Source organism: Bradyrhizobium sp. HKCCYLS2038, from assembly GCF_051167655.1.
In the GTDB taxonomy this organism is placed as follows: Bacteria; Pseudomonadota; Alphaproteobacteria; order Rhizobiales; family Xanthobacteraceae; genus Bradyrhizobium.
In genome coordinates, this window is record NZ_JBNPTM010000004.1 from 737,960 (window position 1) to 752,602 (window position 14,643).

The 14,643-nt window shown below is 66.5% G+C and carries 12 protein-coding genes and 1 riboswitch; of the genes, 8 read left to right on the plus strand and 4 right to left on the minus strand.

Translation table 11 applies throughout. From position 1 onward, the window contains the following. Positions 1-81: riboswitch (ZMP/ZTP riboswitch) on the plus strand. A gap of 24 nt (positions 82-105) precedes the next feature. Continuing rightward, a complete protein-coding gene (gene purH, locus ACQR1I_RS21315; RefSeq protein ID WP_434866502.1) occupies positions 106-1,698 on the plus strand; it encodes a bifunctional phosphoribosylaminoimidazolecarboxamide formyltransferase/IMP cyclohydrolase in 1,593 nt (530 codons plus the stop codon). Positions 1,699-1,828: 130 nt separating this feature from the next. Here the strand turns inward: purH and ACQR1I_RS21320 are convergent, their stop codons facing one another. Next, a complete protein-coding gene (locus ACQR1I_RS21320; protein ID WP_434866503.1) occupies positions 1,829-3,238 on the minus strand; it encodes an MFS transporter in 1,410 nt (469 codons plus the stop codon). A gap of 101 nt (positions 3,239-3,339) precedes the next feature. Between ACQR1I_RS21320 and ggt the strand changes: the two genes are divergently transcribed. Further along, positions 3,340-5,106, plus strand: a complete 1,767-nt coding sequence (gene ggt / locus ACQR1I_RS21325; RefSeq protein ID WP_434866504.1) for a gamma-glutamyltransferase — start codon at positions 3,340-3,342, stop codon at positions 5,104-5,106. 159 nt (positions 5,107-5,265) lie between these two features. Beyond that, positions 5,266-6,672, plus strand: coding sequence for a serine hydrolase domain-containing protein (locus ACQR1I_RS21330; RefSeq protein ID WP_434866505.1), 1,407 nt, complete (start codon positions 5,266-5,268; stop codon positions 6,670-6,672). 3 nt (positions 6,673-6,675) lie between these two features. Here ACQR1I_RS21330 and ACQR1I_RS21335 read toward each other — a convergent pair whose 3' ends face one another. Continuing rightward, positions 6,676-7,341: a glutathione S-transferase family protein gene (locus ACQR1I_RS21335; protein WP_434866506.1), complete on the minus strand. Its 666-nt coding sequence runs from the start codon at positions 7,339-7,341 to the stop codon at positions 6,676-6,678. A 168-nt stretch (positions 7,342-7,509) separates the two neighbouring features. Between ACQR1I_RS21335 and ACQR1I_RS21340 the strand changes: the two genes are divergently transcribed. From ACQR1I_RS21340 to panE, 5 genes are all read left to right on the plus strand, one after another. Beyond that, positions 7,510-8,082, plus strand: a complete 573-nt coding sequence (locus tag ACQR1I_RS21340; RefSeq protein WP_434866507.1) for a DUF2239 family protein — start codon at positions 7,510-7,512, stop codon at positions 8,080-8,082. A gap of 110 nt (positions 8,083-8,192) precedes the next feature. Next, a complete protein-coding gene (locus tag ACQR1I_RS21345; RefSeq protein WP_434866508.1) occupies positions 8,193-9,539 on the plus strand; it encodes an MATE family efflux transporter in 1,347 nt (448 codons plus the stop codon). A gap of 108 nt (positions 9,540-9,647) precedes the next feature. Next, entirely contained in the window at positions 9,648-10,256 is a 609-nt protein-coding gene (locus tag ACQR1I_RS21350) for a 2-hydroxychromene-2-carboxylate isomerase (RefSeq protein ID WP_434866509.1), read from the plus strand. A gap of 102 nt (positions 10,257-10,358) precedes the next feature. Next, on the plus strand, positions 10,359-11,096 hold the full coding sequence (locus ACQR1I_RS21355; protein WP_434866510.1) for an SDR family oxidoreductase: 738 nt from the start codon (positions 10,359-10,361) through the stop codon (positions 11,094-11,096). Positions 11,097-11,210: 114 nt separating this feature from the next. Further along, positions 11,211-12,134: a 2-dehydropantoate 2-reductase gene (panE, locus tag ACQR1I_RS21360; RefSeq protein ID WP_434866511.1), complete on the plus strand. Its 924-nt coding sequence runs from the start codon at positions 11,211-11,213 to the stop codon at positions 12,132-12,134. A 207-nt stretch (positions 12,135-12,341) separates the two neighbouring features. Here panE and ACQR1I_RS21365 read toward each other — a convergent pair whose 3' ends face one another. Both ACQR1I_RS21365 and ACQR1I_RS21370 read right to left on the minus strand, forming a co-directional pair. Next, on the minus strand, positions 12,342-12,917 hold the full coding sequence (locus ACQR1I_RS21365; RefSeq protein ID WP_434866512.1) for a c-type cytochrome: 576 nt from the start codon (positions 12,915-12,917) through the stop codon (positions 12,342-12,344). 141 nt (positions 12,918-13,058) lie between these two features. Then, positions 13,059-14,336: a PQQ-dependent sugar dehydrogenase gene (locus ACQR1I_RS21370; RefSeq protein WP_434866513.1), complete on the minus strand. Its 1,278-nt coding sequence runs from the start codon at positions 14,334-14,336 to the stop codon at positions 13,059-13,061. Positions 14,337-14,643: the final 307 nt, after the last annotated feature.

A 14,643-nucleotide genomic window follows, 5' to 3' on the forward strand; every position in this document is an offset into this window, starting at 1 on the left:
CGGCTCTCGCGCGACTGGCGACTTTGGATGGAGCACCATCGGGGAGCGCGGGATCGACCGCCGTGCGCCTGGGCAAATTGAACTCCTGCAACAGGACTCTTTGCCATGACCAACCAGCTACGTCCCGTCCGTCGTGCTCTGCTCTCCGTGTCCGACAAGACCCGCCTGGCCGACTTCGCGCTGGCGCTCGCCGCGCGCGGTGTCGAACTGATCTCCACCGGCGGCACCGCCAAGGCGATCGCCGAGGCCGGCTTGAAGGTGAAGGACGTCTCCGACCTCACCGGCTTTCCCGAGATGATGGATGGCCGCGTCAAGACGCTGCATCCGAAGGTGCATGGCGGCCTGCTCGCGATCCGCGGCAATGACGAGCACACCGAGGCGATGACGACCCACGGCATCGCGCCGATCGACCTGCTCGTCGTCAACCTCTATCCGTTCGAGGCCACCGTCGAGCGCGGCGCGCCGTTCAGCGACTGCATCGAGAACATCGACATCGGCGGCCCGGCGATGATCCGCGCGGCGTCGAAGAACCACGGCGATGTCGCCGTCGTCGTCGACGTCAACGACTACGAGGCCGTGCTCGAGGACCTCGCGCGGCACGATGGATCGACCACGCTGCTGCTGCGCCGCCGGCTCGCCGCGAAGGCCTATGCCCGCACCGCCGCCTATGACGCCGCGATCTCCAACTGGTTCGCCGCCACCATCCAGAACGACGCGCCCGATTACCGCGCGTTCGGCGGCAAGCTGATTCAGTCGCTGCGCTATGGCGAGAATCCGCATCAGCACGCGGCGTTCTACGCGCTGCCCGGCCGCCGCCCCGGCGTCGCCACCGCGCGGCAGATGCAGGGCAAGGAACTGTCCTACAACAACATCAACGACACCGACGCGGCCTATGAGTGCATCGCCGAGTTCGATCCGGCGCGCACGGCCGCCTGCGTCATCGTCAAGCACGCCAACCCCTGCGGCGTCGCCGAAGGGCCTGATCTCGTCACCGCCTATCAGAAGGCGCTGGCCTGCGACTCCACCTCGGCGTTCGGCGGCATCATCGCGATGAACCGCAAGCTCGACGCGGTCACCGCGCGCGCCATCACCGGCATCTTCACCGAGGTGATCATCGCGCCCGACGCCACCGACGAGGCGATCGCGATCATCGCCGGCCGCAAGAACCTGCGGCTGCTGCTCGCCGGCGACCTGCCCGATCCGCGCGAGGCCGGCCTCACCGCCAAAACAGTGGCTGGCGGCCTGCTGGTGCAGAGCCGCGACAACGCCGTCGTCGACGACATGACGCTGAAGGTCGTGACCAAGCGCGCCCCGACCGAGGCCGAGCTGCGCGACCTGCGCTTCGCTTTCCGCGTCGCCAAGCACGTGAAGTCGAACACCATCGTCTACGCCAAGGATTCGGCGACCGTCGGCATCGGCGCGGGCCAGATGAGCCGGGTCGATTCGGCGCGCATCGCTGCGCGCAAGGCGCTGGATGCCGCCGCCGAGCTCAAGCTCGCCGAGCCGCTGACGAAGGGATCGGTGGTCGCGTCCGACGCGTTCTTCCCGTTCGCCGACGGCATGCTCGCCTGCATCGAGGCCGGCGCGACTGCGGTCATTCAGCCGGGCGGATCGGTGCGCGACGACGAGGTCATCAAGGCCGCCGACGAGCACGGCATCGCCATGGTGCTCACCGGCGTCCGGCATTTCCGGCACTGATTGCGCCCACAACCTCCGCCGTCATTCCGGGATGCGCCGTAAGGCGCAGGCCCGGAATCCATAACCACGATCGTGAGTATGGATTCCGGGCTCGCCCTCCGGGCGCCCCGGAATGACGGCGGAGCAAGTTTCACGCACCCTGCCCCGCACGTCGGTCTGAATTCACCCGCGCCAGCAGCACCAGCCCGGCCGCGAAGAACAGCACCAGCACGGCCATGCCGGCCTTCTGGCTCGCGGTGACAGCAGTGATGATGCCGATCAGCAGCGGACCGATGAACGACGTCACCTTGCCGGTCAGCGCGAACAGACCGAAATACTGCGCGACGCGCTCCTTTGGCACCATTCGGATGAGCAGCGAGCGCGATGCCGCCTGCAGCGGCGCGCCGCAGGCGCCGATGACGCAGCCGAGCAGCAGGTAGGCGCGCTCCGGCAGCGAGGCGAACAGCGGACCGCCCGGAACGGCTGATGTCACCGGAATGAACAGGATCGAGTCGCGGCTCACCAGCAGGATCGCGATGATCGCGAGCAGCAGCAGGCTCATGCTGCCGGCGATCACGCGCTTGGGTCCGAGGCGGTCGTCGAGCTTGCCGCCGAGCCAGCCGCCGAAGGTGCCGGCGGCAGCGAGGATGATGCCGAAGGTGCCGATCTGGATCGTGTTCCAGCCGAACGTGCCCGCCGCGTAGATGCCGCCGAATGCAAACAGCGAGACCAGGCCATCGGTGTAGATCATGTTGGCGATGAGAAACAGCGCGACGTCGCGCTGCTGCGGCAGGCTGCGCAAGGTCTGCTTCAACTGCCCGAGGCCTTCGCGCACCGCCACGCCGAGCCGGTGCCGCGCCGGAAAATCCGGCGTGAACAGGAACATCGGCAGCACGAACAGGATGAACCAGAGGCCGGTGAGCGGGCCGGAGATGCGGTCGCCCTGATGCGTCGCCGGATCGAGCCTGAACAGCGGCGTGACGCCGAACAGCGTCCGGCCGGTGTCGGGATTGGCAGCGAGAAAGCCGAGCACGATGACTAGCGACAGAATGCCGCCAACATAGCCGGTAGCCCAGCCGGTGCCGGACAGCCGGCCGATACGCTCGGGCGGCACCAGGGTCGGCATCATCGCATTGTTGAACACGGTGGCGAACTCGACGCCGATGGTGGCGATGACATAGGCCGCGAGCAGCGGCGGGATCAGCTCGGGCGCGCCGGGACGCCCGATCCACATCAGCGCGGAGCCGATCACCAGCATGCCGCCGAACACGGCAATCCATGGCTTGCGTCGCCCGGTGGCGTCGGCGATGGCGCCGAACACCGGCGACAGCAGCGCGATCACCATGCCGGCTGCGGCAGTCGCGAAACCCCACAGCGCCTGGCCACTGGCGGCATCAGGCGCCACATGCGCCGCGAAATAGGGAGCAAAGACGAAGGTCGTGATCAGCGTGAAATAGGGCTGCGCCGCCCAATCGAAGAAGATCCAGCTCACGACCGCTGCGCGACCGGGATAGGTTCGGCCGTTGACGGCGTCGGAGGTCTCAATCGTGGTGACGGCCATGCGGAAATCCTCAGGGATCACGGTGTCGCGGTTTTACGCCGGCGATGAGGCCCTATAACATCTGACGATCCCCAGCGGATGTCAGCAACGGCGGAATCGCGATGGCCAGGTTCACGATTGATCGAAAGCGACTCCTGTCCGGATTCGCGCTGTTCGCAGGTTTCGTCGTGTTGCTGGCGGGCCGGCCGGCGTGGGCGTTCGACCCCGGAGCCGGCGACATCCCCCAGCCGCCCAACGTCACCGCGCCGGCACAGCCGCCCGCGCATGGTATGGTCGTGGCGCAGGAACGGATCGCGGCGGAGGTCGGCCAGCGCATCCTCGCGCTCGGCGGCAATGCGGTCGATGCTGCCGTCGCCACCGGCTTTGCGATGGCCGTCACCTACCCCGTCGCCGGCAATATCGGCGGCGGCGGTTTCATGGTGATTCACCTCGCCAAGAGCAACGAGGACGTTGCGATCGACTATCGCGAGACCGGTCCTGCCGCGATGACGCGCGACATCTTCCTCGGCGCCGACGGCAAGCCTGATATCACCAAGTCGCGCGACTCGGCGCTCGCGATCGGCGTGCCCGGCTCGGTGGCCGGCCTCGCGCTGGCGCTGGAGAAATACGGCTCGGGCAAGTTCAGCCTGGCGCAGCTACTGCATCCCGCAATCGTGCTGGCGCGCGACGGCATCCCGGTCGCCGACGATGTTGCGTTCACGCTGCCGATGATGGCGCCGCGGCTGGCGAAATGGCCATCATCCGCGGCAATCTTCATGCGGCCGGACGGCACGGCGCTGAAGGAGGGCGACCGGCTGGTGCAGCGCGACCTCGCCGCGACGCTCACTGCCGTTGCCGAGCAGGGGCCGCGCGGATTCTACGAAGGGCCGGTCGCCGAGCGGCTCGCGAAGGCGATCCAGGCTGCGGGCGGCATCATGACGGCGGCCGACCTGAAATCCTATCAGCCGGTGCTGCGCAGCCCGGTGCGCGGCACCTATCGCGGCTACGACATCGTCTCGATGCCGCTGCCGTCCTCGGGTGGAACCGTTCTGGTCGAGATGCTGAACATCCTCGAAGGCTTTCAGCTGGCCGACCTCAAGCAGGGCTCGCCGGCCTCGCTGCACCTGCTGATCGAGGCGATGAAGCGCGCCTATGCCGACCGCGCCCGCTATCTCGGCGATCCCGCCTTCGTCGACGCACCTGTCCGGGCGATGCTGGCGAAGGACTACGCCGCGCGCCAGCGCGAGGGCATCGATCCCGCGCGCGCCACCAGTGCCGGCGATGTCCTCAACATCAAGCCGCTGCGCGAGGGCAGCAACACCACGCATTTCTCGGTGATCGACAATGACGGCAATGCCGTCAGCAACACCTACACGCTGAACTTTCCCTATGGCGTCGGTCTGGTCGCCGAAGGCACCGGCGTGCTGCTCAACAACGAGCTCGACGATTTCACCGCGGCGCCCGGCGCGTCCAACGCCTTCGGCCTGGTCGGCTTCGAGGCCAATCTGCCGGGCCCCGGTAAGCGGCCGCTGTCGTCGATGTCGCCGACCATCGTGCTGCAGGACGGCAAGCCGGTGCTGGTGACAGGCTCGCCCGGCGGCAGCCGGATCATCTCGACCGTGCTGCAGGTGATCGTGAACGTGATCGACTATCACATGGACGTCCGCGACGCGGTCAGCGCTCCCCGCCTGCACCATCAATGGATGCCCGACGAAGTGCGGGTCGAGAAGGGCTTTGCCGACCGTGTCCTCGCCGATCTGCGGGCGCGAGGTCACAAGATCGACGAGCCGATGGGACGCACCTCGGCCAATTCGATCCTGGTGACGGCCGACGGCCTGGTCGGCGCGCCCGATCCGCGCAGCAAGGGATCAACCGCGGCCGGACGCTAGGCGTCCGCCCGATCCGTTCCCGACTGCCAGGATGACGATTTGCCGCCGCCCGGCGTGCGCGTTCCGCCACGTCGCTCCGTTGGCGAGGTACTGAAGCCGCGTTAGAAGGGATCAGAGGGCGCCGCGTGGCTTGCCCGCAAGACGATTTCAGGCGTTCTGGTGAACTTGCGAAGATTATTTGTCGGCCTCCTGGTGTTCGCCGGTCTGCTGGTCGCGGGCGGGCTCACCTATCGGCCCGACCGGGCATTGCGCGCAGCGACCACCGCCGTGGCCGAGATGATCTGCGCCAAAACCTTTGTCTCCGGCCTCGAGCCGCAGACGGTGTTCGCGGAGACGATGGAACGTCCAGGGCTGCGCCGCCTGCGCGCCGTGATGCGCTACCGCGTCGAGACCGATATGCGCATGGTGGAGGCCTCGCTGCTTGGCCTCCATGCGACCCGGGCGACGTTCCATGACGGACTCGGCTGCGTGGCGCTGCAAGGCCAGAAGCCGCCTTACGTGCCGCACAGCGACGTCGCCGCGTTGCGTGCGGCAGGACCGGCGCCGGCCTTGCCCGACTTTCCCGAGGGCGCTGCTGTGGAGCCTGGCGATGCTGCGCTCAAGGCCGCACTCGATCACGCGTTCGAGGAGCCGGCCGCTCCGCCGTTCCGGCGCACCAAGGCGGTCGTCGTCGTCAAGGACGGACGCCTGATCGCGGAACGCTATGCGCCCAGCATCGGCGTCGACACGCCGCTGATCGGCTTCTCGATGACCAAGAGCGTGACCAATGCCCTGCTCGGCATCCTGACGCGACAAGGCAAGATCAGCCCGTCGAACCCGGCCCCCGTGGCGGAATGGCGCGAGGCGGGAGATCCGCGCCACGACATCACGATCGAGCAGCTGATGCGCATGACATCGGGCCTGGCGCTGGACGAGACCAATTCTGGCTTCGATGCATCGAGCCAGATGGACATTCATCGCGACATGGCGGCGTTCGCGGTGCATGCGCCGCTGCTGGCACCGCCCGGGCAGCGCTGGGCCTATTCCAGCGCGACCACCCAGATCCTGGCGCGCATCATCCGCGACGCTGCCGGCGGGCCGGAGCAAGCCATCGAGCTTGCCTGGCGCGAGCTGTTCAATCCGCTCGGCATGCGCAGCGCGACGCTGCAGTATGACGGCACCGGCACGATGCAGGGCCACGCCAACATGCTGGCGAGCGCGCGCGACTGGGCCAAGTTCGGACTGCTCTATCTCGGCGACGGCGTGGTCGGCGGCACGCGCATCCTGCCCGAAGGCTGGGTGGCGATGTCGGCGACGGCGACGCTCGACACCGACTATGGCGCGGGCCTGTGGACCAACCGCAGCCAGCATGTGCACGCTCTCGGCCGTGCGCGCGCCGGCATCCCGGCGGATGCGTTCTTCGCTTTCGGCCTGCTCGGCCAGCGGCTCGTCATCATGCCGAGCCAACGCTTGGTGGTGGTCCGGCTCGGCGATGCGATCGATCCGGACGGCGACATCAAGGGCGTCGCGCGGCTGGTGCGCGAGGTGATCGCGGCGACCGGATCGCCGGCCACCGCCGCCAAATAGCGCTCAGCGACCGATCTCGTACGGCCCGCCCTTCTCCAGCGCGATCTTGTAGGCCGGCCGCGATTCGATGCGCGCGAGCCAGTCCATCGCGCGCGGATGGCCCTGCTCGAGGCCGCCGCGCGCCGCCGCGGCTTGCAGCGGGAAGCTCATCTGGATGTCGGCGGCGGTGAACTCATTGCCGGCGAACCAGTCGCTCTTCTGCAGCTCGCTCTCCCAGAACGCCATGTGCTGCTTGAGCTGCGGATTGACCAGGGATGTCAGCGCCTGGTTCGACACCTTGCGCACGATCGGACGCAGCAGCGCCGGCGCCCGCTTCGGCATGATGTTGAACAGCAGCTTGAGCAGCAGCAGCGGCATCGCCGAGCCCTCGGCGTAGTGCAGCCAATAAGAATAGCGCAGCCGCTCCGGCGTCTTCGGCGGCGGGACCAGGCGGCCGTTGCCGTAGGTCTCGACCAGATATTCGACGATGGCGCCGGATTCCGCGACCGTGTTGCCGTTGTCGGTGATGACCGGTGACTTGCCGAGCGGGTGGATGGCCCGCAGCTCCTTCGGCGCGCGCATGTCCGGCTGGCGCTCGTAGCGGATGATCTCGTAGGGCACGCCGAGCTCTTCAAGCAGCCAGAGCACGCGTTGCGAGCGGGAATTGTTGAGGTGGTGAACGGTGAGCATGAAGTCCCCGGAAGGCGGATCAAATGGGCGGGCGCTGTTCCGTAGCAGGACGGAAGGGGTTCTGCGAGGTAAGGAGATGCCTTCCAAGGGGCGATAAATTTACCCGGATAATATTGACAATGATTTTTATCCGGAGTTTATGAGCCGCAAAAGTTGGGGCAGATGGACATGGATACCTACACCGCTTTCGCTGGCCATGAGCGAATCGCAGCAGGAGCGCTGCCGAAGGTCGCACTGGCGCTCAAGCACGCGCCGGCAAGCCCGGCGCCGGTCATCATCTTCAGCGATCGCACCGGGCGGCCGATCGACCTCGATCTGCGCGGCAGCGACCGGGAGGTCTTGGCCAGGCTTGCTGGAAGCCCTGCGACAACAGCAGAGCCCGCGCCCAGTGAGCCGCGTGGCCGTGGCCGGCCCCGGCTCGGCGTCGTCGCGCGCGAGGTGACGCTGCTGCCGGAGCATTGGGAGTGGCTCGGCGCGCAACCCGGCGGCGCTTCGGTCGCGCTGCGCAAGCTGGTCCATGAGGCCCGCCGCGCCAGCGGCGACAAGGACCGCGCCCGCGAGGCGCGGGATGCCGCCTATCATTTCATGTCGACGATGGGCGGCAATCTGCGAAACTTCGAGGAGGCGGCACGGGCGCTGTTCGCCGACGATCTCGAACGCGTCACGGCGTTGATCGTAGACTGGCCCGCCGACATCCGCGACCATGTGACGGCGCTCGCTTTTCGCCACCGCGCCGACTGATCTGTCCTGTTTCGATGAGCCGGCGGGAGAGCCATTTAGAGGCGCTCCCGTCCCATCCCTTTCAACACGCGCCGCCATCTCGATCCGAGAGCGGCGAACGGAATCCTGCCGTGTCGACTCCCGCTCCGCTTCGCAAGCCGTTCCTGATATTTCTCGCACCGATGATGCTGAGCAACATCCTGCAGGCGCTGTTCGGCACCATCAACAACGTCTATCTCGGCCAGATGATCGGCGTCGAGGCGCTCGCCGCCGTCTCGGTGTTCTTCCCGGCGATGTTCTTCTTCATCTCCTTCGTGATGGGTCTCGGCTCCGGCGCGAGCGTGCTGATCGGACAGGCCTGGGGCGCCAAGGAGCCGGCGAAGGTGAAGGCGATCGCCGGCACGACACTGACCATCACCCTGCTGCTCGCCGGCCTGATCGCGCTCGGCGGCCTGTTCAGCCGCGAATTGCTCAGCGCGCTCGCCACGCCGCCCAACATCCTCGACGCGGCCGCAGGCTATGCCCGCATCATGATGCTGACGATGCCGCTGACCTTCGCCTACATCCTGCTGTCGTCGCAGATGCGCGCCGTCGGCGACACCGTGACGCCGCTCGCCGCACTTGCCGCGTCGACCTCGCTCGGCCTGGTGCTGACGCCGGCGCTGATCCGCGGCTGGTTCGGCATGCCGTGTCTTGGCGTCGCCAGCGCGGCGTGGGCCTCCGCGATCTCCACCCTGATCACCCTGTCGCTGCTTCACATCTATTTGCGGCGGCGCAAGCATCCGCTGTCCATCGATGCGGCGTTCGTCAGGGGCATGCGGCCCGATCCAAAGCTGCTGCGCATCGTGCTGCGGCTCGGCATTCCCGCCGCCATCGGCATGATCGTGATGTCATTGGCCGAGATGGTTCTGATCGGGCTCGTCAACGGCTTCGGCTCGGACGCCACCGCGGCCTACGGTGCGGTCAACCAGGTGCTCGGCTACGTGCAATTCCCGGCGCTGTCGATCGCGATCTCGGTCTCGATCTTCGGCGCCCAGGCGATCGGCCGCGGCACGCCGCAGCAGATCGGCCGCATCGTGCGCACCGGCATCGAGATGAACGTGCTGCTGACCGGCAGCCTAGTTACGATCGGCTATCTGTTCTCGCGCACCTTGATGGGGTTCTTCATCACCGATCCCGCGGTGATCGAGGTCGCGCAGCGCTCGCTGCACATCGTGCTGTGGAGCTCGGTGCTGTTCGGCATGTCGACCACGTTCTCGGCGGCGATGCGCGCCTCGGGTACGGTGTGGATGCCGCTGGCGATCTCGGCGTTCTGCATCGCCTTGATCGAGGTGCCCGCGGCGACCTGGCTCAGCCGCAGCATCGGGCTCGACGGCGTCTGGCTCGCCTATCCGATCACGTTCGCCGCCATGGCGCTGCTGCAAATGAGTTTCTATCTGCTGGTCTGGCGCAAGCGCACGGTGCAACGGATGATCTGAGGCGTCGGGCGTTTTCACGCCGCCTGCCGCAATATGATGGTCATCATAAAGCTCTGGACGCAGCCGCGACGCTGGACCACAATACGACAAACCGCCGAGGAGACCGCCATGAGCCGACCCGCACCAGAGTTCCTGTTCGACTTCGGCAGTCCAAACGCGTTCCTCAGCCATGAGGCGATCCCGGCGATCGTCCAGCGCATCGGCGTCCAGTTCTTCTATGTGCCCGTGCTGCTCGGCGGGATCTTCAAGGCGACCAACAACAAGTCGCCGGCCGAGTCGCTCGCCGGCATCAAGAACAAGCGCGAGTTTCACGAGGTCGAGACCCAGCGCTTTCTCAAGCGCTACCATGTGCAGCCCTGGGTCTGGAACCCGAACTTCCCGGTCAACACGCTGAACCTGATGCGCGCGGCGATTGCGGCCCAGCTCGAGGGCGTGTTCGAGCAGTATGTCGACGCCGCCTTCCACCACATGTGGCGGGAGCCGAAGAAGATGGATGATCCGGAGATCGCGGTCGCTGCGATCACGTCGTCGGGGCTCGACGGCGCAAAACTGTTCGCGCGCGCCCAGGAGCCCGAGGTGAAGGCCAAGCTGGTCGAGAATACGCAGCGCGCCGTCGAGCGCGGCGCGTTCGGCTCGCCGACCTTCTTCGTCGGCAACGAGATGTTCTTCGGCAAGGAGCAACTGCGCGACGTCGAGGACTACATCCTCGGAAGATGATCTCAGTCATCGCGAGCGCAGCGAAGCGATCCAGGGCCACGCAAAGACTCTGGATTGCGTCGCTTCCCTCGCAATGACGACGAGTGAGAATGGAGACAACGCATGCAACAGCGCAACGCCACTGTCGCCGTGATCGGCGCCGGCGACTTCATCGGCGCCGAGATCGTCAAGAAGTTCGCCTCCGAAGGCTTCACGGTGTTTGCCGGCCGGCGCAACGGCGACAAGCTCGCACCGCTGGTGGCGGAGGTCGAGGCGGCCGGCGGCCGGATCGTGGCGCGCTCGCTGGATGCGCGCAAGGAGGACGAGACCACCGCTTTCCTCAACGAGGCCGACAAGCACGCGCCGCTCGAGGTCGTGATCTTCAACGTCGGCGCCAACGTCAATTTCCCGATCCTGGAGACCACCGACCGCGTGTTCCGCAAGGTCTGGGAGATGGCCTGCTGGGCCGGCTTCGTCACCGGGCGCGAGGCCGCCCGGCTGATGCTGCCGCGCGGCGGCGGCAAGATCTTCTTCACCGGCGCCACGGCATCGCTGCGCGGCGGCTCCGGTTTCGCGGCATTCGCCTCCGCCAAGTTCGGCTTGCGCGCCGTGGCGCAGTCGATGGCGCGCGAGCTGATGCCGCAGAACATCCACGTCGCCCATCTGATCATCGATTCCGGCGTCGACACCGCCTGGGTGCGCGAGCGCCGCGCCCAGCTCTGGGGCAAGGAGGCACTGGACAACCCCGACCTCCTGATGCCGCCGGCCTCGGTCGCCGGGGCCTATTGGCAGCTCTACCAGCAGCCGAAGAGCGCCTGGACGTTCGAGATGGAGATCAGGCCGTTCGGCGAAAAATGGTAGGGTGCGAATGGCGAATAGTGAGTAGCGAATAGGGAATGGTCGCCATCCCCATTCGCTACTCGCCATTCGGTATTCGCCTGGGCATGATGCGGCCCTGCTAACGGAGAGACCCCCATGCGCATTCTCGTCGTCGGCGCCGGCGCCATCGGCGGCTATTTCGGCGGCCGGCTGCTGCAGTCCGGTGCCGATGTCACCTTCCTGGTTCGCCCGCGGCGCGCGGCGGAGCTCGCCAGTGCGGGACTCGTGATCCGCAGCCCCGGCGGCGACGTCACGCTGCCAAATCCTCCGACGGTGCAGGCCGATGCCCTGAAGCAGTATTTCGACCTCGTCCTGCTGAGCTGCAAGGCCTACGACCTGGACGACGCGATCAGCTCGTTCGCGCCGGCCGTCGGCCCCGATACCGCGATCATGCCGCTGCTCAACGGCATGAAGCATCTCGACATCCTCGATGCCAGGTTCGGGCGCGAGCGCGTGCTCGGCGGCCTCTGCGCGATCGCGGCAACCTTGAACGAGCGGCGCGAGGTGGTGCATCTGCAGCCGATGCAGTCGCTCGGCTTCGGCGAGCGCGGCGGCGGATCGTCCGACCGCGTCCGTGCGATTTCCGAGATCTTCCAGCGCGGCAATTTCAACGCCGCCGCCAGCGACCACGTCATGCAGGACATGTGGGAGAAGTGGGTGTTCCTGTCCTCGCTCGCCGCGTCGACAACGTTGATGCGCGCGCCGGTCGGCGTGATCCTGAGCGCACCCGGCGGCAAGGATTTCCTGCTCGGCATGCTCGACGAGTGCAGCGCCACCGCCGCGGCCGCCGGCTACGCGCCGGCCGGCGCGTTCTTCCAGCGCGTCTCCGGCATGCTGACCGCCGAGGGATCACCGATGACCGCCTCGATGTTCCGCGATCTCCGCGCCGGCCTGCCGGTCGAAGCCGATCACGTCATCGGCGACCTCGTCGCCCGCGCCGACGCCGCCAAGGTCCCAGTGCCGCGGCTGCGCATCGCCTACACGCAGCTGAAGGTGTACGAGGCGCAAAGGGGCAAATAGACGTAGTGAGGCAAGGTCCCCGCCACACGTTCCGCCGTCGTCCCGGCTTTGAGCCGGGACCCATACTCTGCGGCCGTGGTGAGGCAGGTAACTGTCAGCGAAGTCCCTCGATAGATTCCGCGGTATGGGTTCCGGATCGGCGTCCGTCGCCGCGTTGCGTCGGCGGACTTGTCCGGGACGACACCTGTTGTAGAAGCTGATCGTGAACTACAAATGCGCCAGATAATGCGCCAGCGCGGTGATCTCCTCGGCTGACAGCGGATACGCCACATCCGTCATCGCGGCCTGGCTGCCGCCGACGCGCTGGCCGCTCTTGTAGTCGTGCAGCGCCTTGACGAGATATTCCTCGCGCTGACCGGCAACGCGCGCCACGCCCTTGGTGCCGGCGTAGCTGTCGAGATGGCATGAGGCGCAGCGCCGTCCGGCCGCGGCTTCGGCGCCCTTCTTCGACAGTTCGGGATCGTCGTCCTGCGGCGGCTTCGCCGGCTGCAGCGAGGCGAAATAGGCGCCGAGGTTGCGGATGTCCTCGTTGTTCAATTGCTCGATGATCGGCTTCATCGCCTCGTTCTTGCGCGTGCCGGCGCGGAAGAACACCAGCTGCCACTGGATGAACTGATCCTGCTGGCCGGCGAGCGAGGGGATGTTCTCGGTCTGCGAGATGCCGTTCTCGCCGTGACAGCCGATGCAGAGCTCCGCCTTCGCCTTGCCGGCTGCGATATCCGCCGCGTCAGCCGGACAGCTCAACAGTGCGAGCGCGAGCAGACCGGCAACTCCATGACGCATGTCTTATCCTCCCCGTATCACCGCGGCCGCACCACGGCGATGCCGTCTCGCGCGTCCGCACATGGGAACAACGCGCTGCGTTCAAAATAGTTGGGGCTGCGGCCGCCAGAATGGCAGCGCGCAGCCCCGATGGTCAAAGGCTCACTTCTTCTCGTAGCTGATGCGATAGATCGCACCGGCCCAGTCGTCCGCCACCAGGATCGAGCCGTCCTTGGCGAGGATGATGTCATCGGGACGGCCGAGGTAGCCCTGGTCGCCCTCGATGAAACCGGAAGCGAACACCTCCTGCTTGGCATCCTTGCCGTCGGGGCCGACGATGACGCGCATGATCCGCGCGCCCTGGTACTTGTGACGGTTCCAGGAGCCGTGCTCGGCGATCAGGATGTTGTTCTTGTACTCTGCCGGGAACTGGTCGCCGGTGTAGAACTTCATGCCGAGCGGCGCGACGTGGGCACCGAGGTTCAGCACCGGCGGCGTGAACTCCGAGCATTTGTGGCCCATCGCGAATTTCGGATCCGGCAGGTCACCCTGGTGACAATAGGGATAGCCGAAATGCTCGCCCATCTTCGAGATCATGTTGAGCTTGTCGCTCGGCAGATCGTCGCTGACCCAGTCGCGCGCATTTTCGGTGAACCAGTATTTGCCGGTCCGCGGATCGACGTCGCCGCCGACGCTGTTGCGCACGCCGAGCGCATAGATCTCGGCATTGCCGGTGCGCGGATCGACGCGGCGGATCTGCGACACCGACGTCGGCGGGATGCCGATGTTGAAGGGCGGGCCGAACGGCAGGTAGAACCAACCCTCCTTGTCGACCGCGATATACTTCCAGCCATGCGCGGCATAGGACGGCATGTCGTCATACACCACCTTGCCCTGGCCGAGATTGTCGACATTGGCCTCGGCATTCTCATATTTGATCAGCTTGTCGACGGCGATGACGTAGAGATTGCCGTCCTGGAAGGCCAGGCCGGTCGGCATGTTCAGGCCCTTGAGAACCGTCTTGACCTCGCGCTTGCCGCCCTTGTCGGTGATGGCATAGACGTTGCCGAGCCCGAACGAGCCGACGAACAGCGTGCCCTTGTCGCCCCACGCCATCTGCCGCGCGGCGAGCACGCCCGACGCCCAGACTTCCATCTTGAAGCCGTCCGGCAGCTTCACCTGCTTGACGATCTTGGCGAGCTCGGCGTCGGATGCGCCGGTCGGCGGACCCGAGGGCGGCGCTAATCCCTTCTGCGCCTCGGTCTCGTCGCCGAGGAACCAGTCGTCCGGCGGATGCGTCCAGAACTCCTTGGTGCCGGACTCGTATTTCTTCAAGCCCTTGCCCTGGTCGGGCTGCTGCTGCGCGCCGGCAATGCTGGTGCCGGCGAGAAGACTGATTGTTGCAAGCGCAAGAATGCTTCGGTGGAAAGCCGATGTCATCGCTTCACTCCCATGAGCAGCTCGTGTGGCTGCGTCTTACTTATCGGAACGTGTTGGAACGTTCTTGGTCGCCACGTCAGTAGTCGACTCGAAAATGGTAACACATCCCGCGCAAGTGAGAAGCGCATTACGAAGGCAACGCGCGATCGGGATGCGCCGCTCGACTCGATCTCACGCAGAGCACGGTGCGAAGGCCGCGGCTTCTTCCGCCGCACGGCAGATCTTGCCGTCATGCGCTGTATTCATACGACCTCATCGACTGCGTGATCTGGCGCGCGCGGGAACAAACGATAGAGTTGGAACCCAT